The 22,495-nt window shown below is 70.3% G+C and carries 20 protein-coding genes and 1 pseudogene; 17 read left to right on the top strand and 4 right to left on the bottom strand.

Annotation, left to right across the window (positions count from 1 at the left end; all coding sequences use genetic code 11):
* The 3 genes from AB0I88_RS37385 to AB0I88_RS37375 all read left to right on the top strand — a co-directional run.
* The coding region (locus AB0I88_RS37385) for a flavodoxin family protein (RefSeq protein WP_361036202.1) at positions 1–586 on the top strand (586 nt) is incomplete at its 5' end.
* Positions 587–1,453: 867 nt separating this feature from the next.
* Positions 1,454–2,827 (top strand): cellulase family glycosylhydrolase, encoded by a 1,374-nt coding sequence (locus tag AB0I88_RS37380; protein ID WP_361036199.1) that lies wholly within the window; start codon positions 1,454–1,456, stop codon positions 2,825–2,827.
* Between the two features lie 33 nt (positions 2,828–2,860).
* Positions 2,861–4,798, top strand: coding sequence for a hypothetical protein (locus AB0I88_RS37375; protein ID WP_361036196.1), 1,938 nt, complete (start codon positions 2,861–2,863; stop codon positions 4,796–4,798).
* A 12-nt stretch (positions 4,799–4,810) separates the two neighbouring features.
* Here the strand turns inward: AB0I88_RS37375 and AB0I88_RS37370 are convergent, their stop codons facing one another.
* A complete protein-coding gene (locus AB0I88_RS37370; RefSeq protein WP_361036193.1) occupies positions 4,811–5,569 on the bottom strand; it encodes a GDSL-type esterase/lipase family protein in 759 nt (252 codons plus the stop codon).
* Positions 5,570–5,692: 123 nt separating this feature from the next.
* On the opposite strand from AB0I88_RS37370, the gene AB0I88_RS37365 reads away from it, so the two are divergent.
* On the top strand, positions 5,693–7,093 hold the full coding sequence (locus AB0I88_RS37365) for a glycosyl hydrolase family 18 protein (protein ID WP_361036190.1): 1,401 nt from the start codon (positions 5,693–5,695) through the stop codon (positions 7,091–7,093).
* A gap of 31 nt (positions 7,094–7,124) precedes the next feature.
* Positions 7,125–7,478, top strand: coding sequence for a hypothetical protein (locus AB0I88_RS37360; RefSeq protein WP_361036187.1), 354 nt, complete (start codon positions 7,125–7,127; stop codon positions 7,476–7,478).
* A 15-nt stretch (positions 7,479–7,493) separates the two neighbouring features.
* On the opposite strand, the gene AB0I88_RS37355 is transcribed toward AB0I88_RS37360, so the two are convergent.
* The gene (locus AB0I88_RS37355) at positions 7,494–8,363 is read right to left on the bottom strand and encodes a helix-turn-helix transcriptional regulator (protein ID WP_361036184.1); all 870 of its coding nucleotides are present in this window, start codon (positions 8,361–8,363) and stop codon (positions 7,494–7,496) included.
* Between the two features lie 115 nt (positions 8,364–8,478).
* Between AB0I88_RS37355 and AB0I88_RS37350 the strand changes: the two genes are divergently transcribed.
* From AB0I88_RS37350 to AB0I88_RS37335, 4 genes are all read left to right on the top strand, one after another.
* On the top strand, positions 8,479–9,630 hold the full coding sequence (locus AB0I88_RS37350; RefSeq protein WP_361036181.1) for a hypothetical protein: 1,152 nt from the start codon (positions 8,479–8,481) through the stop codon (positions 9,628–9,630).
* Positions 9,631–9,726: 96 nt separating this feature from the next.
* Positions 9,727–10,044 (top strand): hypothetical protein, encoded by a 318-nt coding sequence (locus AB0I88_RS37345; protein WP_361036178.1) that lies wholly within the window; start codon positions 9,727–9,729, stop codon positions 10,042–10,044.
* Entirely contained in the window at positions 10,037–10,591 is a 555-nt protein-coding gene (locus AB0I88_RS37340; RefSeq protein ID WP_361036175.1) for a ClbS/DfsB family four-helix bundle protein, read from the top strand. The genes AB0I88_RS37345 and AB0I88_RS37340 overlap by 8 nt, the downstream gene beginning before the upstream one ends.
* Positions 10,592–11,065: 474 nt before the next feature.
* Entirely contained in the window at positions 11,066–12,829 is a 1,764-nt protein-coding gene (locus AB0I88_RS37335; RefSeq protein ID WP_361036172.1) for a diguanylate cyclase, read from the top strand.
* On the opposite strand, the gene AB0I88_RS37330 is transcribed toward AB0I88_RS37335, so the two are convergent.
* On the bottom strand, positions 12,819–13,145 hold the full coding sequence (locus AB0I88_RS37330) for an STAS domain-containing protein (protein WP_361036169.1): 327 nt from the start codon (positions 13,143–13,145) through the stop codon (positions 12,819–12,821). The two genes, AB0I88_RS37335 and AB0I88_RS37330, sit on opposite strands and share 11 nt — an antisense overlap.
* A gap of 363 nt (positions 13,146–13,508) precedes the next feature.
* Between AB0I88_RS37330 and AB0I88_RS37325 the strand changes: the two genes are divergently transcribed.
* The 8 genes from AB0I88_RS37325 (at position 13,509) to AB0I88_RS37290 (ending at position 22,319) form a co-directional block, all read left to right on the top strand.
* Positions 13,509–14,417 (top strand): sugar ABC transporter permease, encoded by a 909-nt coding sequence (locus AB0I88_RS37325; protein ID WP_361036166.1) that lies wholly within the window; start codon positions 13,509–13,511, stop codon positions 14,415–14,417.
* Complete coding sequence (locus AB0I88_RS37320) at positions 14,410–15,297, top strand: carbohydrate ABC transporter permease (RefSeq protein WP_361036163.1); 888 nt, start codon at positions 14,410–14,412, stop codon at positions 15,295–15,297. The genes AB0I88_RS37325 and AB0I88_RS37320 overlap by 8 nt, the downstream gene beginning before the upstream one ends.
* Before the next feature lie 15 nt (positions 15,298–15,312).
* Positions 15,313–16,626: an extracellular solute-binding protein gene (locus AB0I88_RS37315; protein ID WP_361036160.1), complete on the top strand. Its 1,314-nt coding sequence runs from the start codon at positions 15,313–15,315 to the stop codon at positions 16,624–16,626.
* 36 nt (positions 16,627–16,662) lie between these two features.
* Positions 16,663–18,864: a rhamnogalacturonan lyase gene (locus tag AB0I88_RS37310; RefSeq protein WP_361036157.1), complete on the top strand. Its 2,202-nt coding sequence runs from the start codon at positions 16,663–16,665 to the stop codon at positions 18,862–18,864.
* Positions 18,865–18,960: 96 nt separating this feature from the next.
* Positions 18,961–19,641: a DUF402 domain-containing protein gene (locus tag AB0I88_RS37305; RefSeq protein ID WP_361036154.1), complete on the top strand. Its 681-nt coding sequence runs from the start codon at positions 18,961–18,963 to the stop codon at positions 19,639–19,641.
* Between the two features lie 153 nt (positions 19,642–19,794).
* Complete coding sequence (locus tag AB0I88_RS37300) at positions 19,795–19,983, top strand: (2Fe-2S)-binding protein (protein ID WP_361036151.1); 189 nt, start codon at positions 19,795–19,797, stop codon at positions 19,981–19,983.
* A 54-nt stretch (positions 19,984–20,037) separates the two neighbouring features.
* Entirely contained in the window at positions 20,038–20,520 is a 483-nt protein-coding gene (gene bfr, locus AB0I88_RS37295; protein ID WP_361036148.1) for a bacterioferritin, read from the top strand.
* A 908-nt stretch (positions 20,521–21,428) separates the two neighbouring features.
* Positions 21,429–22,319, top strand: coding sequence for a hypothetical protein (locus AB0I88_RS37290; RefSeq protein ID WP_361036145.1), 891 nt, complete (start codon positions 21,429–21,431; stop codon positions 22,317–22,319).
* On the opposite strand, the pseudogene AB0I88_RS37285 reads toward AB0I88_RS37290, so the two are convergent.
* Positions 22,290–22,495 (bottom strand): annotated as a pseudogene (locus AB0I88_RS37285) (hypothetical protein); the annotation flags it as partial. The gene AB0I88_RS37290 and the pseudogene AB0I88_RS37285 overlap by 30 nt on opposite strands.

Raw genomic sequence — 22,495 nt, 5'->3', positions numbered from 1 at the left:
GCAGCCGGGGCTGCCGGGCCACGACGCCGTCCTTCGAGATCAGCAGCCCGGTCGGCACGCCGTCCTCCAGCGCCGTGGTGACGACGTGCGCGACGAATCCATGTTCGGCAACACCGCCGCGGTCGCGCAGGCGGTCGCCGAAGGGCTCGCTGGCGCGTTCGAGGTGACGCTCGCCGACGTCCACGACCAGCCGTCGCCGGCGGGTTTCGACCTGCTGGTGGTGGGTGCGCCGACGCACGCGTTCGGGTTGAGCCGCCCCGCCACCCGTATCGACGCGGCCAAGCAGGGCGAGGTGCGCGCCGGGGCGCAGGAGACCGGCATCCGCGAGTATCTGGACGCCGCTCCCCCGCTGGCCGGGATGCCGGTGGCCGTGTTCGACACCAGGATGAAGACGAAGTTCCCGACCGGGTCGGCGGCCCGTAAGGCGCTGCGGCGGCTGCACAGCCTGGGTGGCCAGCCGATGTTGCCGGCCGAAAATTTCCTGGTCGGCGGTATGACGGGGCCGCTCGTCGACGGTGAGACGGAGCGCGCGCAGAGCTGGGCGCGGGCGGTGGCCGCGGTCGCGGACCGGCGGTCAGTGGCCTAGGGCCTGCTGAGGGAAACACGTCGGCATCGGCCCGGGGATCCTCGCCGACCGGCTCAGACCTCGTGAGACACCCGCTGTGGAGGTAGCCCCCAGCGGGTGTTGCCGCTGTTCGGAGATGCCCGGGTCGCAGTCCCCTCGGTGACCGCCACGTCGGCCGGCGGATGCTCGCCGAGGGCCGGCCGCACCCGCTACGGGTGCGGCTCCTGTTCGGAGACGCCGTTGAGCGGAACACCGGCCGGCCGCTGCCGAGCCGCAAGAGCAGGATCAGGACCGGTCACGGGTACGGCACCGGCTGGAACATCGTGGTGACCGGGGACATCCACGAGCCCCGCCTGCAGGGGTGTTGAACGCGGTCAGCAGCGAGTTCACACAGATCGGAGTTCGCGGGAGCGAACGACCCGACCCCGAAGGTGATCACCGCGGTCTTGTCGTTCTTCGCCGTCGGCGGGTTGCAGCCGGGCCACTGAGAACGGGTTGCAGTTTTTCCCGGATGGCGCCGTTCACGCCGTTGAGCACGGTGATCGAACCGTCTCCGGCCGCGCCGGATCTCTCGTCGCCGTCGGCGCCGGCGCGGCCGGCCGGCAGCGGGGCCACAGTGGCCGCGGCGAGGATCCGGCGCGCGGACGGGGACGGACATCGGCGATCGCCTCCGCGAGAGGGGTGCGCGGGTCACCCGCTTCCCGAGCCGGAAGCAGGGACACCGTTCGATCCGATAATTATTAAGCCGCTTAAGTTTGCCGTGTCAAGGCCCTCCTCCATCGACCATGATCGACTACCCTTTCCTCTTGACCCACTTAGTTAAGTCCTTTTAGATTCTGCCCGACAACCTCCCGTCCCCATCCCCCATCCCGTCCCCGGAGGATCCCCATGAGAGCGAAATGGTGGGGCGGCATAGCAGCCGTCCTGACCGCGGCCGCGGCCGTCCTGACAATGGCCCAGCCCGCACAGGCCGCGGCCGGGTTCACCGTGTCCGGCACCCGCATCCTGGATGCCAACGGCAACACGTTCCTGATGCGCGGCGTCAACCACGCACACACCTGGTATGCGGGACAGACCGGCAGCTCACTGGCCGCCATCAAGGCGCTCGGCGCCAACACCGTCCGCGTCGTCCTGGCCAGCGGCCAGCGCTGGACGAAGAACGAGGCCGCCGACGTCACCAACGTGATCAGCCAGTGCAAGGCCAACCGGCTGATCTGCGTGCTGGAGGTGCACGACACCACCGGCTACGGCGAGCAGGCCGGCGCCGCCACCCTGGCCCAGGCCGTCGACTACTGGATCTCGATCAAGAGCGCGCTGGACGGCCAGGAGAACTTCGTCATCCTCAACATCGGCAACGAGCCGTTCGGCAACGGCGCCGCCACCGCCAACTGGACCGCGGACACCAAGAGCGCCATCACCCGGCTGCGCGCCGCCGGCTTCCAGCACCAGATCATGGTGGACGCGCCGAACTGGGGGCAGGACTGGCAGTTCATCATGCGCGACAACGCCGCCTCGGTGTTCGCCGCCGACCCGCAGCGCAACACCGTCTTCTCGATCCACATGTACGGCGTCTTCGACACGGCCGCCGAGATCAACGACTACCTGGGCCGGTTCCAGACGGCGAACCTGCCGATCGTGGTCGGCGAGTTCGGGCACGACCACTCCGACGGCAACCCCGACGAGGACACCATCTTCGCCACCACCCAACAGCGTGGCATCGGCTACCTGGGCTGGTCCTGGTCCGGCAACGGCGGCGGCGTCGAGTACCTGGACATGGTCACCGGTTTCAACCCGGCCCAGCTGACCACGTGGGGCCAGCGGATCTTCAACGGCGCCAACGGCATCAAGGCCACCTCGAAGGAGGCGACCGTGTTCGGCGGGGTGTCGCCGTCGCCGTCGGTCAGCTCGTCGTCGGCATCACCGTCGCCGAGCGTGTCGCCGAGCACCAGCACCCCGCCGGCCGGTTGCGCCGCCACCTACACGATCAACAACCAGTGGGGCGGCGGTTTCCAGGGCACGGTCACCGTCAAGGCGGGCAGCACGGCCATCACCGGCTGGACCGTCACGTGGGCCTGGCCCAACGGGCAGCGTTTCACCAACACGTGGAACACGACGGTCACCACCTCCGGTGAGACGGTCACCGCCCGCAACGCTCCGTACAACGGGACGCTGGCCGCCGGCGCCACGACCAGCTTCGGGTTCACCGCGTCCAGCGGGGCCACCAACTCCGTGCCGTCCCCGGTGAGCTGCGCGGCCTCGTAGAATTACGGGCGCCGATCTGGAGGTGCCGTCCGGGTGGAAGCCGTCGCCGCCGGGGTCCCGCGGGGCCCGAGCTCCTACCTTGCCCGCCTGCGTCTCGACCGGGCCGCGATGGAGACCAGGTTCGGACTGCGGTTCGAGCCCGTCGACGACGATCTCGGCCCGGCGGCCCTCGCGCTCGTCCGGCTCGCCGGCGGCGACCTGGTCGGTTTCGGCCGGCTGCGATACGACACCGATCCGGGGGTCGAGGTCGTGCACTACACGACCCGGCCCCCGCGAGAGGTGGTCGCCGAGCTGCTCGCCGAGTCGGGCCTCACCCACCAGGACCTGAGCTGGATGAACGGCGGGCTGCCCGGCGCCGAGTTCGAGCCGGTCGCCCGGTCGGTCACCGAGGCGGTCCTCTACCTCACCGGCGACCCGGACGGCGAGGCGCAGATCGACGACGGCGGGGCGGCGGTCCGGCGAGGCGAGCGTACGGTCCTGGTCGACCCCCGCTCGGAGGGCCTCCTCGACGCCGCCCAGTGGCAGGACCACTCCCGCCGGTGCGCCTCCCGGGCCGCCGCGCTCCTGCGGGTCCTCGGCGAGCACCGGCCCACCGCGGCCGAGCACGATCAGGCCCGCCACCTGCTGGAGTGGGCCGTCGAGTGCGCCGCCGAGGTGCTCCGGCTGGTGCCGTCCGGCGCCGGGGAGGTGCCGGTGCGCCACCTCTGGACGGCCGCCGGGATCGGGGCGGCACGGTCGCGGGCGGCGGACTTCGGCGTACCCCGGATCGATCGTGAGCTGGCGCGGCGCCGTCAGGAGCTCGCCGAGTTCGCGGCGGTCTTCGGACCGCCGCCGGCCGAACGCACCGCCCCCATGACGCCGCCGCTGGCCAGGTCCGCCTACGACGCCAGCATGTTCCTCGACTTCCAGGAGTGCCGCTGCGGTGGGAGGCTGCTGTCCGCCGCCGAGCACATCCGGCCGGCCGGCGACCACCAGGTGCTGACCGTGAAAGCGCGCTGCACCCGGCGGGCGTGGCACCGGTTCAAGTTCCGGTTCTCGGTGCTGCCCGGCACGCTGTCGCCCGGGCATTGGCAGATGTCGCCGCGGCGTGAGCCGTCGCACGTGGTCGATCCCGGTCAGTGGCTGGTGGTGGCGACCGTGTTCGCGGGCGGCGACGACCGGATGCCGGCGATGAATTCGAGACTGGCCGCCTCGTCGGTGGAGGAGGCGATGCTGTTCGTGCCGCCGGGCGGCGACGCGGTGCCCGAGGAGGAGATCCGCGGCCGGCACGGCCGGGCCCTGCTGGCCGACGAGCCGGAGAGGTTCCGCTGGCCGTGGCTGCTCGCGGCGCGCGACGGCTACCTGGCGGCGTCCGGGCCGGAGGATCCCGGGCCGGAGTTCCACCCGCTGCCGACACGCAGCGTCACCGAGGCGCTGATGTTCATGGACCTGCACCGGTGTGTGTGCGGGACGGCCGAGTTCCACCGGACCGCCCCCGCCCGCGGCGGTGACGGGGTCCGTGTCACGCTCCGCTACCAGGGGAGGTGCCTGGCCTGCCGCCGGGAGCGGGTCTTCGCCTTCACGGTTCCCCGCGACGATCCCGACCCCGAGCCCATGGGGTACGGCCTGAGCCTGCCGGCCGATGGCCCGTCCGCCCTGCTGGACGCCGGCTTCCTGTGGCAGATCGGCGAGATCAACGAGACCGAGGCGGAGCGGGTCGAACAGGCCGCGGCCGCGGCCGGCTGGGACGACGACTGCTGGGAGGCGATGCTCGCCGCCCTGTCCACGTCGGTCGCCGCCTACGACGAGTTGCTGGCCCTGCTGCCGCCGGGCGCGGACGCCGTGCCGGACGGCGAGTTCCGCACCGCGGCCGGGCGGTCGCTGCGCCGCGGCCGGGCGGAGTCCTTCACCCGGGCCCGGCTGCTCGCCGAGCACACCCGCCGCCGCCTTCGGCTCGACGGTTTCCTGGCGGCCGTCCCCGAACCGGGCTGATCCGGTTCCCGGTCACCGTGACGTCAGATGCTCCGCGATCATCTCGGCGAGCACCGCTCCGGCCCGGTCGTTGAGGTGCAGCTGGTCGGTGTAGAGGGTGAGGCCGTTGCGTTCGGAGATCCGGTTCCAGGAACGGCGCAGCAGCAGGTGCGCCGCGATGGCCCGGTACATCAGCCCTCGGCCCCCGTCGAAGGGCCGCGGCGCGGGCGACGGCAGCATCCCGGCGAACCGGCCGTAGAGCGGCAGCACGGTCAGGCCGAACTCGGCGGCCACCTCGGCGACCACCCGGTTGTACTCGCCGATCCGCATGTTGTGCACGCTGTCCACGTCCTCCCCGAGCGGCGGCATCTCCAGCAGCACCACCTCGGCGGACGTCTCGGTCCGCAGGCGCCGCACGATCGCCGTGAGGTTCTCCCGGTACCAGTCGATCGTGGGCGTCTGTGGGGGCTTCTGGTCGCGCATGTAGGCCGCTAGCCAGCGCTCGCCGATGTGCGCGGCCACGTCGTTGCTGCCGATCAGCACGGTGACCACGTCCGGCTCGCAGGCGACCACCGGATCGAGCCGCCGCAGCAGGTTCCAGGCGAGGTCACCGCTCACGCCCGCGTTGACGAACTGATACCCCCGCGGTTCCAGCCGGTCCGCCAGCATCGCCACGTAGTCGCTGCTCATCACCCCGTGCGTGATCGAGTCGCCGGCGCAGACGACGAGCGTGCGGGTGCCCGACCGCCGCCCGTCCCGGATCACGTCCTCGGTCGTGGAGGGTTTCGTCATGGCGTCCTTCCCGCTGTCGATCGTGACGCCACGATAGGGCCGCACGGGGTGGGCCGGAAGGGTCTTCCGCGACCGCGACAGGAGCCTCTTTACTTCAGCAGTTAAGAGTCTTAATAATTGCGCATGCGTCGATCCGTGGTTCTCTCCGTGGCCGCTGTGCTGGCTGCCGCGTGCTCAGCCGTATATGTGGCGTCCACCGCCAGCGCCGCCGTCGCGTGCGCCCCCGCCTGGAACGCCTCCGCCGTCTACGTCAAGGACAACGTCGCGTCCAAGGGCGGCAACAACTACACCGCCAAGTGGTGGACCCAGGGCGAGGATCCGGCCGTCAAGAGCGGCCAGTGGGATGTCTGGGTCAACAACGGCGCCTGCGGCGGCGTGGTGAACCCGTCCCCGTCGTCCTCCTCGCCGTCCCCGTCGAAGTCACCGTCACCGTCGGCCTCGCCCTCCACGTCGCCGTCCCCCTCGACGTCGTCCAGCACCCCGATCCCGGTCGGCGGGCTGCCCAAGCACGCGCTCATCGGCTACCTGCACGCCAGCTTCGCCAACGGCGCCGGCTACCTGCGGATGGCCGACGTGCCCGCCGAGTGGGACATCATCAACCTGTCGTTCGGCGAGCCGACCACCGCCACCTCCGGCGACATCCGGTTCACGCTGTGCCCGGCCACCGAATGCCCGGGTGTGGAGACCGAGGCCGAGTTCATCGCGGCGATCAAGGCGAAGCGGGCGGCCGGCAAGAAGGTGCTGCTCTCCATCGGCGGCGCCAACGGCCAGGTGCAGCTCACCACCACGACGGCCCGTGACAGGTTCGTCAGCTCGGTCAGCGCGATCATCGACAAATACGGCCTGGACGGTGTCGACATCGACTTCGAGGGCCACTCGCTGTCCTTGAACACCGGCGACACCGACTTCAAGAACCCGACCACGCCGGTCATCGTCAACCTGATCAGCGCGATCAAGACCCTGAAGGCACGGTACGGGGCGGGCTTCGTCCTCACGATGGCGCCGGAGACGTTCTTCGTACAGCTCGGCTACCAGTACTACGGGTCCGGGCCGTGGGGCGGACAGGACCCGCGGGCGGGCTCCTACCTCCCGGTCATCCACGCGCTCCGCGACGACCTCACGGTGCTGCACGTCCAGGACTACAACTCGGGCTCGATCATGGGCCTGGACAACCAGTACCACTCGATGGGCGGCGCCGACTTCCACATCGCGATGACCGACATGATGCTCGCCGGCTTCCCGGTGGCGGGCAACACGGCCAACGTCTTCCCGGGGCTGCGCGAGGATCAGGTCGCGTTCGGCGCACCCAGCTCGGTCAGCGCGGGCAACGGCCACGTCGCACCGGCAGGCGTCCAGCAGGCCGTGAACTGCCTGGTCAAGGGCACCGACTGCGGCGGCTACACGCCGCGCAGCGGCCTCAACCCGAGCTTCCGCGGCCTGATGACCTGGTCGATCAACTGGGACCGGTTCTACGGCTGGGAGTTCAAGAACAGCCACGAGCCGTTCCTGAACGCGCTCGGCTGACCGGTTTGCGCCACGCCGACAGGTTGGCGCGGTGATCGAGGACAATCGACGGCCGTCCCCGCTGAGCGGCTTCCGGGTTCTGCTCGGCGGGGCGGCCGGCTTCATCGCGCTACTGCTGATCCTGAGCCCGGGACACCAGCAGGAGGACTGCTCCAACTACGGCGGCAACGGCAACGGCACCCTCTTCGACGACGAACGGTGGGACCTCTTCTTCCTGGTCGCCCCGCTCTTCTGGATCATGCTGATCGTCGTGGAACAGCTGCTGCCGTGGACCTGGCGGGGCCGCTCCGGATGGGCGGTCACCGCTCGGGGGCTCGGCGCCGTCCTGATCGCGGTGCTTCTCTCCTGCACGCTGATGCTGCGCCTGCTGGTCCTCTGCCACTGATTCTCCTTCGGGAGGTCAGCTGTCGGCGGGTACGCCGGTCTCCGGTGCCGTGGCGGCCCAGGAGGCGAGCAGGGCGAGCGCCTGATCGGTCGGTGACTGCGGCTCGGCGGTGTAGATGGTCAGGTTCAGGTCGGGTTCGGCCTGCAGGTCGAGGGTCTCGTAGTTCAGGATCAGATCGCCGACGATGTGGTGCCGGAAGTGCTTGACCCCGGTGCCGTGGATGCGCACGTTGTGTGCCGCCCACCGGCGGCGGAAGTCCTCGCTGCGGGTGGACAACTCGCCGACCAGGTCGTGCAGGCCTTTGTCGTGCGGGTCCTTGCCGGCGGCGGTCCGCAGGTTCGCCACGGTGATGTCGGCTGCGGTGGCCCAGTCCGGGAAGAACCGGTGGGCCGCCGAGTCCAGGAAGGTGAACCTGGCGAAGTTCGGCTGGGCGCCCGAGAAGGCGTCGCTGTACATGGCGCGGCCCAGCAGGTTCGCGGCGAGCAGATCCCCGCGAATGTTGGACAGGATCGCCGGGGCGCTGATCGAGTCGATCGACCATTGCAGGCTGGGCCGGACCGTCCACTGCTTGGGCCGGCGCCGGGGTCGCAGCACCGCGCTGCTGCCGTCCGCCTCGTGCGCGAGCCGCAGCAGGTGGGCCCGCTCGGCCTCGTCCAGTTGCAGGGCCCGGGAGATCGCGTCCAGCACCCCGGCGGACACGCCGGCGAGCGAGCCGCGTTCCAGCTTCGCGTAGTACTCGACGCTCATCCCGGCCAGCGCGGCCACCTCGCTGCGGCGCAGGCCGGGAACCCGGCGCTGCCCGGCGACGGGGAGCCCGGCCCGCTCCGGTGTGATCTTGGCGCGACGGGAGGTGAGGAAGTCGCGTACCTCGGCTCGGTTGTCCACGACACGACGGTACGACGAGGTCCCCGCACGTGGAACGTACTGCTGATACACCCATCGGCCCGCCCACCGGGCCGCCCGGGAGAGCCGACAGCGGGAGCGGGCATAATCGTCGGCCGTGAGTGCAGCAGTGGCGTATCAGCGGGCCGGCGCCCTCCTGGACGTGGGCCGCGACGACCAGGCCGCGGCGACGTTGCGGGCCGCGCTGGCCGAGACACCGGACGACGCCGCGCTTCTGACGCTGCTCGCGTTCACTCAGCGCCGCCGGCGCGACCTTCCCGGGGCGCTGGCCGCGGCCGAGGCGGCCCTCGCCGCCGATCCCGGTCGCTCCGAGTCGCACGTCGAGCACGCCGAGGTTCTTCTCGCCCTGCTCCGCGACGCGGCCGCCCGCACCGCCGCCGGGCAGGCCGTCAGCCTGGCCCCGAACCACCCGGCCGGCCATCTGACGCTGGCCCGGGCCCTGGCCGCCGAACGCCGTTTCACCGACGCCGGGGCCGCGGCCGCCCGCGGGCTGGCGCTGGCGCCCCGCTCGGTGGAGGCGCTGCTCACCGTCGCCGACGTGGCCCGCCTCGCCGGCCGCCGCGACGACGCGGAGGAGGCGGTCCGGGCCGCCTTGCGGATCGAGCCGGGAAGCGACTACGGCCGCTGGCTGCTGGCGATGCTGGACGCCGATCGTCTCCGCGTCCGCCGCTCGCTGCGCACGCTGCGTGATGTCGCCCGCGACAATCCCGGCCGCCCGAACGTGCTCTCGATGACCTGGCCGATCCGCGGCCTGATGTCCGGCCTGCGCCGCCGGCTGACCGTGGCGGCAGCGCTGACCTGCGCGGCCGCCCTGATCGCCGGCCGATTCCCGCCGATGCTGACGCCGAGCCGCGTCCTGGCCGCCGCATCCGTGCCGGTGGTGGCGGTCTTCTGCCTCCGTCTCCTGGTTCCGGCCGGCCGGCTGCCCTGGCACAGCCTTCGGCTGACGCCGCCGCTGCTGCGCCGCTCCCTCTACGCCCGCATGGTCACGGCGATCGTCCAGACCGGCCTTCTCCTCGGGTACGCCGTGACCTCCGCGACCCTGCTGACGGTGATCGCGGTCCTCCTCGTACCCCTGCAATTGATCCTGGGGTTGACCGCGGCCGTCGGCGCTCACCTGGACGACCCCGGCTACCTGCACGCGTTTCGGGACATCGCCCGCCAGTGGCGAGAACTGCGCGCCGAGTTCCGCCGATGGTGGAGCGACACCCGGCGCGATCTTCGCGACGCGTGGCGCGACGGCGCCTGAGCGACGCCGGGCTCGGCACCGTGGCAGACCACCGCGCGGGCACTGTCCACCTGGAACAGATTCAGGGGCCGCGACACCGACCGGTAAAGTCGGCCGATGACGATTCAGCTGTGTGTGCTGTTGTGGGCACGTCCCGGCGCCGAAGAGGCCCTGGCGGCGTATGAGGACAAGGTTCTGGCCCTGCTCCCCGACCACGACGGCCGGCTGGTCCAGCGCGCCCGCACCCTCGGCGGCGCCGACCCGGAGGCCCCGGCCGAGACCCAGCTGATCGAGTTCCGCTCTCAGGCCGGGTACGACGGCTTTCTGGCGGACCCGCGCCGAACCGCTCTGAGCGCCGAACGCGACGCCGCGGTCGCTCGCACCGGCCTCTACCCGGTCGCCTTCGGCCGATTCTCCACGGGTTCAGGTGAGTGACGTGGCGAGGCCGACAACCAGATCAGAATTGCTCGAGGCCGCGGGAGAGCGTTTCGAGCGGCTGGTGAACCTGGTCGATTCAATGACCGCGGAGGAGCAGAACGCGACGTTCGACTTCGGCTCCGATCCCACCAGGAGGGAAGCCCATTGGAGCCGGGACCGGAACGTGCGGGACGTACTCGTTCACGTGCACGAATGGCACCAGCTGCTGCTCGACTGGGTGGCGGCGAATCAGAAGGGCACGGCGAGACCGTTTCTTCCGGAGCCGTACAACTGGACGACCTACGGACAGATGAACGTCGAGTTGTGGCGCAAGCATCAGTCGACCCCGCTCGCGGAGGCGCGGGCAGCGCTTCGATCCAGCCATGAGGACGTGCTGCAGATGATGCAGCAGTTCACGACCGAGGAGTTGTTCGAGAAGAAACGGTTCCCTTGGACGGGTACGACGTCCCTCGGCTCCTACTGCGTGTCGGCGACATCAAGCCACTATGACTGGGCCATGAAGAAACTCCGTGCCCACCGCAAGGCCTTCAGGGCAGCGAAGTAGAGGGCCCTCCTCGTATCCCGGGTGACCCGGCGGAACGCGCGGAGGCCGGCGCGAGGCCCGGGCAGCAGTCCGGCGCCGATCGCCGGCATCAGGGTCACGGCGGCGAAGGCGGCCGGAGGTGGTCAGCCGGGTACTCGATGAACTCGGCGGTGGTCCGCGCGGTGGCGTGGTCGCCGCGCCGGGCGAGATCACGCAGCACCGGGTCGAAGGTGAACCCGCCGTCGGCCGGCAGGGAGAGCTCGCGGGGGCTGACGGGTTCGGGGTGGTCGCCGGGGACGGTGCGCCGCGTACCCGCTGCGGGGTTTCTCTTCAGTCGGTCCGTGCCCGGCCGACTGACCGGGAAGGCCGGGGGAGGTATGCGTGGGTGGAGCGCACAACAGGGGCCGGCGCCGGATGGCCGGTGTCCGGAGCACGACGGATTCGCCATCGGGGTGGATCCGGGCCGCGGTGGCGGCCGTCTACCTGTTGCTCTCCGTGACGAACTTTCTCACGTTGGACGGTTCGGCACGGACCGTGATGACGCTGCTGGACGGCGCCACGGCCGTGCTGCTGTGCCTGACGGCGCTGCCCGCGGTGGTACGCGGATGGCCCAGCGCCCGGGGTGAGTGGCTGGCGCTTCTGCCGGTCGCCGACAGTGTGGTGCAGGTGGCGGTGAGCGGGCGGCTGCATTACACGACGTCGCTCATGTTGATGCTGGTCGGTGTCGGCGCGGCGGTGACGTCCCGCCGGATCGCCGCGTCGGTGGGCGTGGCGGGTGTGTCCGGCTGGATCGCGGTGGTGCTCGCGGCGCCGCATCTGCGTGGCCCCGACCTGCGCCACTACGGCCTTCAGCTGATGCTGTCGGTGGTGCTGGGCGCGCTGCTGCACGAGGCCCTGCGACGGCGCCGGCGGCAGTTGTGGCGTGTTCACGAGCAGGTGGTGACGGTCGCGGACCGGTTCGAGCGGCTGTTCCACGCGTCGCCGGCCGGGGTGGCGATCGCGGACGGAGAGGGCCGGGTGGTCGCCGCCAATCCGGCTTTCTGCGAGCTGGTGGGCCGTCCGGAGGCCGCGGTGGTGGGCGGCAGCGTGTCGCCCTACCTGGCCGAGGACGGCGCCCGGGAGGGCAGGCACGAGATCGTGCGGCCGGACGGCGGCGTGCGGTGGGCGTACCTGACGATCGGGCACAGCGACATCGGCGAGCCGGCCGAGTGCGACCGGCAGCGGCGGTCGTGGACGCTTATCCAGCTCCAGGACATCACTGATCGTCATCTGGCTGAGGAAGCGGTGCGTGACTCGCACCGTCTGGTGGCGGCGGTGGCGGCGGCCGCGCGGCGGATCCGCACCGGCGAGGACGCCCGGACCACGATCATCGCGGCGATCCGGGATCTGGCGGACGCCGGCAACGTGTCGCTGCTGGAGCCGGCCGAGTGCGGATCGGTCATGGTGGTGACCGGGGCGGACGGCGCCGATGTGCTCGGCACCCGGATTCCGCTGGACGGATCGTCGATGATCGCCCGGGTGTATCGCAGTGGGGAGCCGCTCTTCCTGGCCGATCCGGCACAGGACGCCCGGGTCTCGCCGTCGTTCCTCGAGCTCGTCGGCGCGAAGTCGATGTTGTGGCAGCCGGTCGTGGTGAACGGCGAGGTCACGGCCGTGCTCGTGGTCGCCTGGACGCGGCGGGTCGAGTCGGTGAGCGACAACCGGTTCCGGGCCGTGGGGCTGCTGGCCGACGAGACGGCGCTGGCCCTGGAGCATGACCGGCTGCTGCGCCGGCTGGAGCGGATGGCGTTCACCGACACGCTGACCGGGGTGCCGAACCGGCGGGCCTGGCAGGACAACATGACCCGGCTCTGCCGGGAGGCGCTGGACACCGGAACGCCGCTGACGGTGGCGATCGCCGACCTCGACCATTTCAAGCGCTACAACGACACGTACGGGCATGCCGCCGGCGACGAGCTGCTGCAACGCGCCGCCGAAGCGTTCGGCGGGCAGCTGCGGGAGGGTGATTTCCTGGCCCGCTGGGGCGGCGAGGAGTTCGTGATCGCGCTGCCGAACAGTGGCCCGGCCGAGGCGGTGGCGGTGCTGGACCGGTTACGGGCGGCGGTGCCGGACGGGCAGACGTGCAGCATCGGCTGCGCCACCTGGTACACCACCGAGTCGGTCGAGCAGTTGTTGCAGCGTGCCGACGGCGCCCTTTACGCGGCGAAGGGCGACGGGCGCGACCGGGTCCGGACAGCCGAGGTGGCGCTCACGGTGTGATGTCGCGGAGCCGGTGGTGCGCGACGCCGGCGGCGGTCAGTTGCCGCGCCACCAGTTCCGGTGAGTGGTCGAGGTAGACGGCGACGTGCTGGACGTCGCCGAGGTGGCAGGCGGCCACCAGCGCGCCGAGGCTGATGGGATCGATCTCCCGGACGCCGGCCAGGTCGAGGACGAGGCAGGACGGCCGGGTGTGCCGGATGGCGTGAATGAGGGCGTGACGCAGATCAGCCGCATGTTCGGCGTTGAGTACGCCACGGAGCTGGATGACAAGGGTGCCGTCGGGGGCGGTGTCGACGGCGACCGTGGTAGCGGTCATCGCTTTTGCCTTCCGTTACCCGGTGGTTCACCGGGGCGTCAAGGTTAGAGCGCCGGGGCGCGCCGGGTCGAGGTGTGACCGGGAATTTCACCTGGTGACGGTACATCGGTCAGGTGGTGGCGGCCGGCTGTCCAGGGGTGCCGGAGCCGATTGAATCATTCAAAGATGATCTTGAAATAGGCGCCGATGCCCGCGCTCGCGAGATCTGAAACGATCCAGAAATTTACCACCGTGAAACCGTTGACGAGGTCGGCACACCGATGCAGACTCCCTGGAAAGCGCTTTCCTCCTGCTGGCTGCATCGACCGGGAGGCGAGCGCTTCGTTCTAGCTGCTCACCGTGTTCGATGAGAAGGAGGGTCATGTGAGTACCCTCGGCGCCACCCGGGCCGGACCCACCCGCAAGCGGGACAACATGGCCGCCCACCTGTTCCTACTACCCTGGTTCGCCGGGCTGCTGCTGATCACCGCCGGGCCGGTGGTGGCCTCGTTCGTCCTCGGGTTCACCGACTACAACCTGATCCAGCCGCCCGAGTTCAACGGCCTGGAGAACATCACCCGCATGATCGGCGACGAGCGGCTGCACCACGCGCTCGGCGTCACCTTCACGTACGTGCTCATCTCCGTGCCGTTGCAGCTGGCCGCCGCTCTCGGGCTGGCCATGCTGCTCGACCGGGGGATGCGCGGGCTGGCGTTCTACCGGTCGGCGTTCTACCTGCCGTCGCTGCTCGGCTCCAGCGTGGCGATCGCGGTGCTGTGGCGGCAGGTCTTCGGCGCCGAGGGACTGTTCAACCAGCTTCTCGGCCTCTTCGGGATCGCCGGCCGCGGCTGGATCTCCGACCCGGACACGGCACTGTCCACGCTGATCGTGCTGAACGTGTGGACCTTCGGCGCCCCGATGTTGATCTTCCTGGCCGGGTTGCGGCAGATCCCGGTCATGTACTACGAGGCCGCCCAGGTCGACGGCGCCGGCAGGTGGGTCCAGTTCCGGCGGATCACGCTGCCGCTGCTGTCGCCGATCATCTTCTTCAACCTGGTGTTGCAGATCATCCACGCGTTCCAGTCGTTCACCCAGGCGTTCGTCGTCTCCGGCGGCACCGGCGGCCCCTCCGACTCGACCATGTTCTACACGCTCTACCTCTACCAGCGCGGCTTCCACAACTTCGACATGGGTTACGCGTCCGCGCTCGCGTGGCTGCTGCTGATCATCATCGCCGCCTTCACCGCCGTGAACTTCTGGGCCGCCCGCAAGTGGGTGTTCTACGATGACTGACCTCAAAGAACGCACCGCGCCCGCCACCATCGTCGTGCCGGCGGGCCCGGTGCGCCGCCGGGGCCGGAGCCTGGCGAAGCACACCGGTCTGGGCCTGCTCACGGTGGTGATGCTCTACCCGGTGCTGTGGATGGTGGTCAGCTCCCTGCGGCCGAACAACGTCATCTTCCGCTCCCCCGGCCTGGTGCTGGACGGCCTGGAGACACAGAACTACGGCGAGGGCTGGAACGCGCTCGCCTCCCCGTTCGGCCACTACCTGCTGAACTCGGCGATCGTCGTGCTCGGCTGCATCATCGGCAACCTGGTGTCCTGCTCGATGGCCGCCTACGCCTTCGCCCGGCTCGACTTCACCGGCAAGCGACTGTGGTTCGCGATCATGCTCGGCACCATCATGCTGCCGATCCACGTCCTGATCGTGCCGCAGTACATCGCCTTCTCCAACCTCGGCTGGATCAACACCTTCCTGCCGTTGATCGTCCCGAAACTGCTGGCCACCGACGCGTTCTTCGTCTTCCTCATGGTCCAGTTCATCCGCGGCCTGCCGACGGAGCTCGACGAGGCGGCCCGCATCGACGGCGCCGGCCACCCCCGCATCTTCGCCCAGGTCATCCTCCCGCTGATGCTGCCCGCCCTGGCCACCACCACGATCTTCACCTTCATCTGGACCTGGAACGACTTCTTCAGCCAGCTCATCTACCTGACCGACCCGGACATGTACACCGTCCCGGTCGCCCTGCGCTCCTTCGTCGACTCCACCGTGGCCACCAGTTGGGGCTCCATGTTCGCGATGAGCGTGGTCTCCCTGCTCCCGATCTTCCTGGCCTTCCTGCTCGGCCAGCGCTACCTGGTCAAAGGCATCGCCACCACCGGAATCAAATAACAGGAGGAAACCGACATGTATCACGGTCTTTCCCGGCGCTCCCTGCTGTCCCTCGGCGTCGGCGCCGGCGCCGCGTCCGCTCTCGCCGCCTGCGGCGGTGACGGCGGCGACGCCGGCGGGGAGATCTCCAAGGACGCGGTCAAGCTGCGTTTCACCTGGTGGGGATCGGACGCCCGGCACAAGCGGACCCAGCAGGCCATCGACCTGTTCACCAAGAAGCACCCGAACATCACCGTCTCCGGCGAGTTCAAGGAATGGAACGGCTACTGGGACAGCCTCGCCACCACGGTCGCCGCCAACGACGCCCCCGACATCATCCAGATGGACGAGCTCTACCTCGCCTCGTACGCCGAACGCGGCGCCCTGCTCGACCTCGGCACCGCGTCGAAGCACCTGAAGACCGACGGCGTCGACCCGGCCGCCCTGGACACCGGCAAGGTCGACGGCAAGCAGTACGCCGTGCCGACCGGTGTCGCCGCCTACTCGATGGTCGTCAACACCACCCTCCTGGAGCAGTACAAGATCCCGGTGCCCGACGACTCCACCTGGACCTGGGACGACCTCAAGCGGATCGGCCTCGAGGTGTCCAAGGCCAGCGGTGGCAAGGTGACCGGCGTACAGTCGTGGGGTTTCGACACCGGCGGCGTGAACATCTGGGCCCGCCAGGCCGGCGCCACCCTCTACGACGCCTCCGGCAAGGTGGCCATCCCGCCGGCCGTGCTGGCCGGCTACTGGCAGTACCTTCTGGATCTCGCCAAGCAGGGCATCGCCCCGGCGCCGTCGGTGACGGTCGAGCGGGCCGGCGCGGCACTGGACCAGTCCGGCACCGCCACCAACACGTCCGCCTTCGGCACCTGGTGGAACACCCAGCTCACCTCGCTGTCGGGGGCCAGCGGCCAGAAGCTGAAGCTGCTCAAGCTGCCGACCAACGGTCAGCCGGCCGCCGCGCAGAGCCCGTACTACAAGCCGTCGATGTTCTGGTCGATCTCGTCGCGGTCGAAGCACCCGGCCGAGGCCGCGCTGTTCGTCGACTTCCTGCTGAACACCACCGAGGCCGGCGAGGTGCTGCTCACCGACCGCGGTGTCCCGTCGAACAGCACGGTCCGCACGGCGATCACCCCCAAGCTCGCCGAGACCGACAAGGCCGCGGCCGACTACCTGGCCTCGCTCAAGGTCGGCGCCGCGCCGCGGGTCACCCCCAACGGCGCGAGCAGCGTCGAGACGATCCTCAAGCGGCATTCCGAAGAGGTGCTCTTCGAGCGGAAGACCCCGCAGGCCGCGGCGGAGTCCTTCATCAAGGAACTCCAGACGGAGATCGACGCGGCCTGAGCCCCGCACCGCCATCCCCCACTTCCAGGAGAGAGCATGAATGCTCGTACCGGGAAAATCTTGAAAGCCTGCACGGCGGCCGCGCTCCTGGCCGCCGCCATCCCCTCGCCCGCAGCCGCGCACCCGCCGCACGGACCACGACTGGAACGCCTGGACCGCGGCCTGGTCGCCGCCACGACGAGCGAAGGCGTGTTCCTGAGCTGGCGGCTGCTCGGCAACGAGGCCACCGGGGCCTCGGCGACCGGCCTGACCGGCCGGAACTTCGACGTCTACCGCGACGGGCGAAAGATCGCCACCGTCACCGACAGCACCAACTACCTGGACCGGGACGGCACCGCGACCTCGAAGTACCGGGTCGGGAGCGCCACCGCCACCCCGTGGGCGGCCGCCTATCGCGACCTGCCGCTGCGCAAGCCCGCGGACGGGGTGACACCCGCCGGGGAGACCTACACGTATGCGGCGAACGACATGAGCGTCGGCGACGTGGACGGCGACGGGAAGTACGAGTACATCGTCAAATGGGACCCGTCCAACTCCAAAGACGTGTCGCAGGTCGGCTGGACCGGGCCGGTCTACATCGACACGTACCAGGCCGACGGCACCCTGCTGCACCGCATCGACCTCGGCGTCAACATCCGGGCCGGGGCGCACTACACGCAGTTCCTGGTCTACGACTTCGACGGTGACGGCCGCGCCGAGATGATGATGAAGACCGCGCCCGGCACCAAGACCATCCGCAACGGCCGGGAACGCCACATCACCACGCCCGGGGCCTCGCCGACCGCGGACCACCGGATGAGCGCGGCCGGCTACTACCAGCACGTCGTGAAGATGTTCCTCGGCTGGCACGAGCATCCGGAGGTGGTCGCCGGGCGCTGGCCGGCCACTCTGGAACAGGCGTTCGGCATCGAGCAGCGGTATCGGTACCCGCTCAGCCGGGCCGACGCCGAGGCGCTGACCGACTACTTCATGGACGTCTACGCGCCGTCACGCAGCGCCCGCAACAATCTGCGCGCCTTCGAGGGGTTCGTCGTCGACGGGCCCGAGTATCTGACCGTCTTCGACGGCGCCACCGGCCGTGAGCTGCAGACCGTCGACTACAAGCCGGGACGCCACGACGACGGCCTGATGTGGGGCGACTACGCGATGGCGCGGATCGAACCGGGCAACCGGGTCGACCGGTTCCTGTCCGGCGTGGCCTACCTCGACGGAAGGCGGCCGTCGGCGGTGTTCGCCCGGGGCTACTACACCCGTACCACGCTTGTCGCGTACCACTGGAACGGGCGGCGGCTGGTCGAGAACTGGTACGCCGACTCGGGCTGGACGCCGATGACGAACCCGTTCAACGACTCGCCGCACGGGCGGGACGGCACCGATCCGGAGTACGGCACGCTCACCACGCAGGGCTTTCACTCGCTCAGCGCCGCCGACGTGGACCTCGACGGCAAGCAGGAGATCGTCTACGGCGCCGCCACCATCGACCACGACGGCGATCTGCTGTACTCGTCGTTCGGCACGCTGCCGTCCGGCGAGCGGGCCCGGCTCGGCCACGGCGACGCCATGCACGTCACCGACATCGACCCGGACCGCCCCGGCCAGGAGATCTTCACGGTGCACGAGGGCGGGACGTCGGCGCCCTACGGCATGGCGATGCGCGACGCCGCCACCGGTGGGGTCCTGTTCGGCACCTACTCCGGGCGCGACACCGGGCGCGGCATGATCGGCGACGTGCTGCCCGGCACTCCCGGCATCGAGTCGTGGGCGAGCATGCCCGGCGGGTCCGAGGCGCTCGGCCTGCACAGCGCCAAAGGCCGGATCCAGACCAACACCATTCCCGGTACGAATCAGAGCATCCGCTGGTCGGCCGACCTCACCACGCAGATCGTCAACGGGGCGCAGACCGTCACCCCGAGCATCGACGACTGGAACCGCGGCCGTCTGCTGACCGCCGAGGGGACGCTCACCAACAACGGGACGAAGGGCAACCCGGGCCTGGTAGCCGACGTCCTCGGTGACTGGCGTGAAGAGCTGCTGGTGCGGACCGCAGACTCGTCGGCCGTCCGGATCCACCTGAGCACCGAGGTGACCGGCCACAAGCTGTACACGCTGATGCACGACCCGCAGTACCGGGTCGAGGTGGCACGTCAGCAGACCACCTACAACCAGCCGTCGTACCCGGGTTTCTACCTGGCCTCGGACACCGACTGGTCGACGGTGCCGCTGCCCGGCCGTCGCTGATCCACCGCGCGTGGGGCGGTCCGCTCGACCCAGCGGGCCGTCCCGCCCCGGCCGAGGTCGTCCGGAGGTCGTGCCCGGCTGGATAGCCTCGACCTCATGTCGAAGGAAACCGTCGAGTTCGTGCCCGGTGAAACCGTCTATCTGCGGCACGCGCAGCGGGATCAGGTGGGACTGCTGCTCCCCCTGCGTGTCGTCGAGGACCGCGGCGACGCGGTCGTGCTGTGGGCGCCGGCCGGCACGCGGGGCTGGCACGCCAACATGCCGGACGGGCGCACGATGGCGCAGACGCCGCTGCCGGAGTGGTCGGCGACCCCGCGGATCCCGGCGCCGCACATCGTCGACCACGGCGTGCTGAGCTGGCATCCGCGCGGCCGGGACTACTCGATCCGCTGGTTCTACCGCACCGACGGCACGTTCTACCGGTGGTACGCGAACCTGGAGGCCCCGCCGGTGCTCTGGCGGGACGGCGGCCTGGCCGGGCTGGACACCGCCGACTGGGATCTGGACGTGGTGATCGAACCGGACCGCACCTGGGAGTGGAAGGACGAGGAGGTTTTCCGGCAGCGGCTGACGATGCCGGAGGCGTACTGGGTGGACGACGAGGAGCGGGTCCGCCGGGCCGGCGAGGAGGTGATCGCGCTGGTCGAGGCGGGCGCCTTCCCCTTCGACGGCACGTGGTGCGACTTCCGCCCAGATCCGGCCTGGCCGTCGCTGCCCACGGAACTGCCGCCCGGCTGGGACCGCCCGCTCCCCACCCGCGACTACGCCGCCACCTGAGCGGTTCGGCCGTCGCAATGAGTGACCGTCATCATGGCCGTTTTTGATCACGGTCCCCGGTGGGCCAACCTTGCGCACCCCGTCTTGCAGAGCGTCGATCTTTAGGGCAGCCTAACCAAGGTAAGGCTAGGCTTCTCGAAGGATCGGCGCTCGATGTACGTCTGCATTTGCTACCACGTTCGCGAGCGTGAGGTTCAGGCTGTCATCCGAAACGGTGCGAGGACGGAGGAAGAGGTTGGGGACGCCTGCGGCGCCGGAACGGGCTGCGGCAGCTGCCTTGACCGAATTTGTGAGCTGATCAAGGAGGAATCCGCGGAGACTCGGCTGCCTATGGTCGCTTAGGGTCACGGGACGCGTACGATTAGCCCCAGTTAGCCATAACTGGGGGTATTTGGCATGCAAGGCGACGCCCGCGTCATCGAATTTCTCAACGAGCAGCTCACCGCGGAACTCACCGCGATCAACCAGTACTTCCTGCACTACAAGATGCAGGAGAACTGGGGACACACCGTGCTGGCGAAGCACACCCGGCACGAGTCCATCGACGAGATGCGCCACGCCGAGATCCTGACCGACCGGATCCTGTTCCTCGAAGGACTGCCCAATTATCAGAAACTGGGCGTGCTGCGGATCGGGGAGTCGGTCAAGGAACAGTTCGAGTGCGACATGAAGATCGAGGTCGAGGCCGTGGACCGGCTTCGGCGGGGCCTCGAGTACATGCGCTCGATCGGAGACGTCACCTCCGCTCGGATCTTCGAGGACATCCTCGCCGACGAGGAGCACCACGTCGACTATCTGGAGACCCAGCTCAGCCTGATCGAGAAGCTGGGCGAGCAGCTCTACCTGCAGAACGTCACGGAGCACCCGTCGCCCTCGTGACCGGTCGGGCCGCCGCCCAGGCCGGCAGCGCCACCTGGGCGGCGGCCACCAGCAAGGCACCCCGACCAGCGGAGACAGGTACGTGGGAAGCGCACCCCGGCTGCGCGTCGCCACAGCATCAGGCCATACCGGCTGCCGCAGGTGCACCAGCAGGGTCTGCGTGCAGCCCTTGATCCAGCGGGACCGCTGCCAGGCCCCGGTTACCGCCGCCTGATTCGCCTCCTCGTATTCATGAGTCAAGTGCAGGCGGTTCCGCTTCCGGCCTGCGTCCTCAGACCGTCCCGGCTCCGCCGGGCCGCTCCTGACGGAGCCGCCATTCCTCCCCGTCTTCAAGCCTTCGGTGACGCGCTCCGGGCTCTCCTCCAGAATCTCCAGACGGTCGCCCTGGTCCCGGTCGCCGGCCGGATAGGACACGGTGATCCCGTTCGGTCCCGGCGGGGCGGTATCCCTCCAGGGAGGCCGCCGTCTCGGTCTCGCCACCCGCCCAGCCGGCGACGGCACTCCGGACACCGCGACTCTGAGCGACATCCGACGTACCCCGCCTTCTTGATCTTGATCTTGATTCTTGATCGTGGAGGAGCGGCACGAGTCGTGATCGGGCGCTGGGCGCATGCGGGGCGGCGGTGCCGGCAGCGCCGGCGGGGCGGCGGTGCCGGCGGTGCCGGCGGGGCGGCGGTGCCGGCGGTGCCGGCGGGGCGGCGGTGCCGGCGGTGCCGGCGGGGCGGCGGTGCCGGCGGGGCGCGGATATGATTCACGGCAGGCGGTGCGCCCGCCCGAGCCCACGGCTGACCGGCCCACGCCCGGTCGTCCACGACGGCCAAGAGTCCGCGACTCAGCGCCGATCGAACCTGCCCGGCGCCGTAATGTCGCCCGTCCGCGCAGGGCGTGGGACTGCTCCGGAGACGACCATGGTTGAGAAGCATCCCCGGCGGACTCCCCGGCAGGACCGGGCCCGCAAGCGGGCCATCCGTGCCCAGGCCGCCCTGACCGGTGTGCGCTATTCGGTGGCCGCCCGTCAACTGGAGGCGACCGGCCTCCAGCCGGGCGAGACCGTGGGCGGCAGTGGCCGCACCATCTATCCGTTCACCGGTGACGAGCAGCGGCAGCGTCTCATCGAGGCCCGTGCCCGCTGGTCCTTCGAGGAGCGGCTGGCCGACACCCGGCGGGCCGGGCTGCTGCCGGACGGCCGGGCGCAGCATCTGGCCGAGCGGTTCCCGTCTGCCGCGCCGTTCTATCACGGTGAGGGCCGAGCCGAGTTGCTGTCGATGCTCTACATGGCGGTGGTGTTCGAGGCGCCGGCGCTGCTGCCGGAGCCGGGTTTCCTGGCGTGGGTGGCCGAGACCGGCGAGGAGACCGCCGTCGACGTGGAGTGCGCCGCCCTCGACCGGGCGGCCCGGGCGCTGCTCGACCGGGAGCCCGGCGAGTTGTGGCCGGTCCTGGAGCATGCCGTGGCCGCCAGCCGTGACGGCGCCGACTGGCACATGCGTCAGGTCGGCATCCGGCTGGCCGCGTTGAGTCAGGTCCTGTGGGCGGCCCATCCCGAGGCGCCGGTCACCGGGGTGGCGCAGACCCTCGACGCCGTGCTGATGGTCGCCGAGGACGGCCACGCCCCCGGCACCCGGGTCCGGCTGCTGGCCACGCCCTTCCAGGGTCTGCGCGCCACGATCGTCGGCGCGGTGTGGGGCGCCGCCGGTCCGCCGGCGGCCTACCGGGTCCGCCGGGAGCGGTCCGGCCACACGCTGACGGTGGCGCCCCACGACCTCGTGGTGTTAGCCGGGCAGGAGCTCCTCCCCCACTGACTCCATCGGCGCCACGTTGCGGAAGACCAGCCCGGCCCGGTCGTCGTCACAGTCCACGACGACGATCTGGCCGGGGCGCAACTCGTTGAAGAGGATCTGCTCGGACAGGGTGTCCTCCAGCTCGCGCTGGATGGTCCGGCGCAGCGGACGGGCACCGAGCACCGGGTCGAAGCCCT

The sequence above is a fragment of the Actinoplanes sp. NPDC049802 genome, assembly GCF_040656595.1.
GTDB lineage: Bacteria > Actinomycetota > Actinomycetes > Mycobacteriales > Micromonosporaceae > Actinoplanes.
The sequence above is the reverse complement of the archived record's forward strand: the minus strand, read 5'-3'. Positions and strand labels throughout refer to the sequence as shown.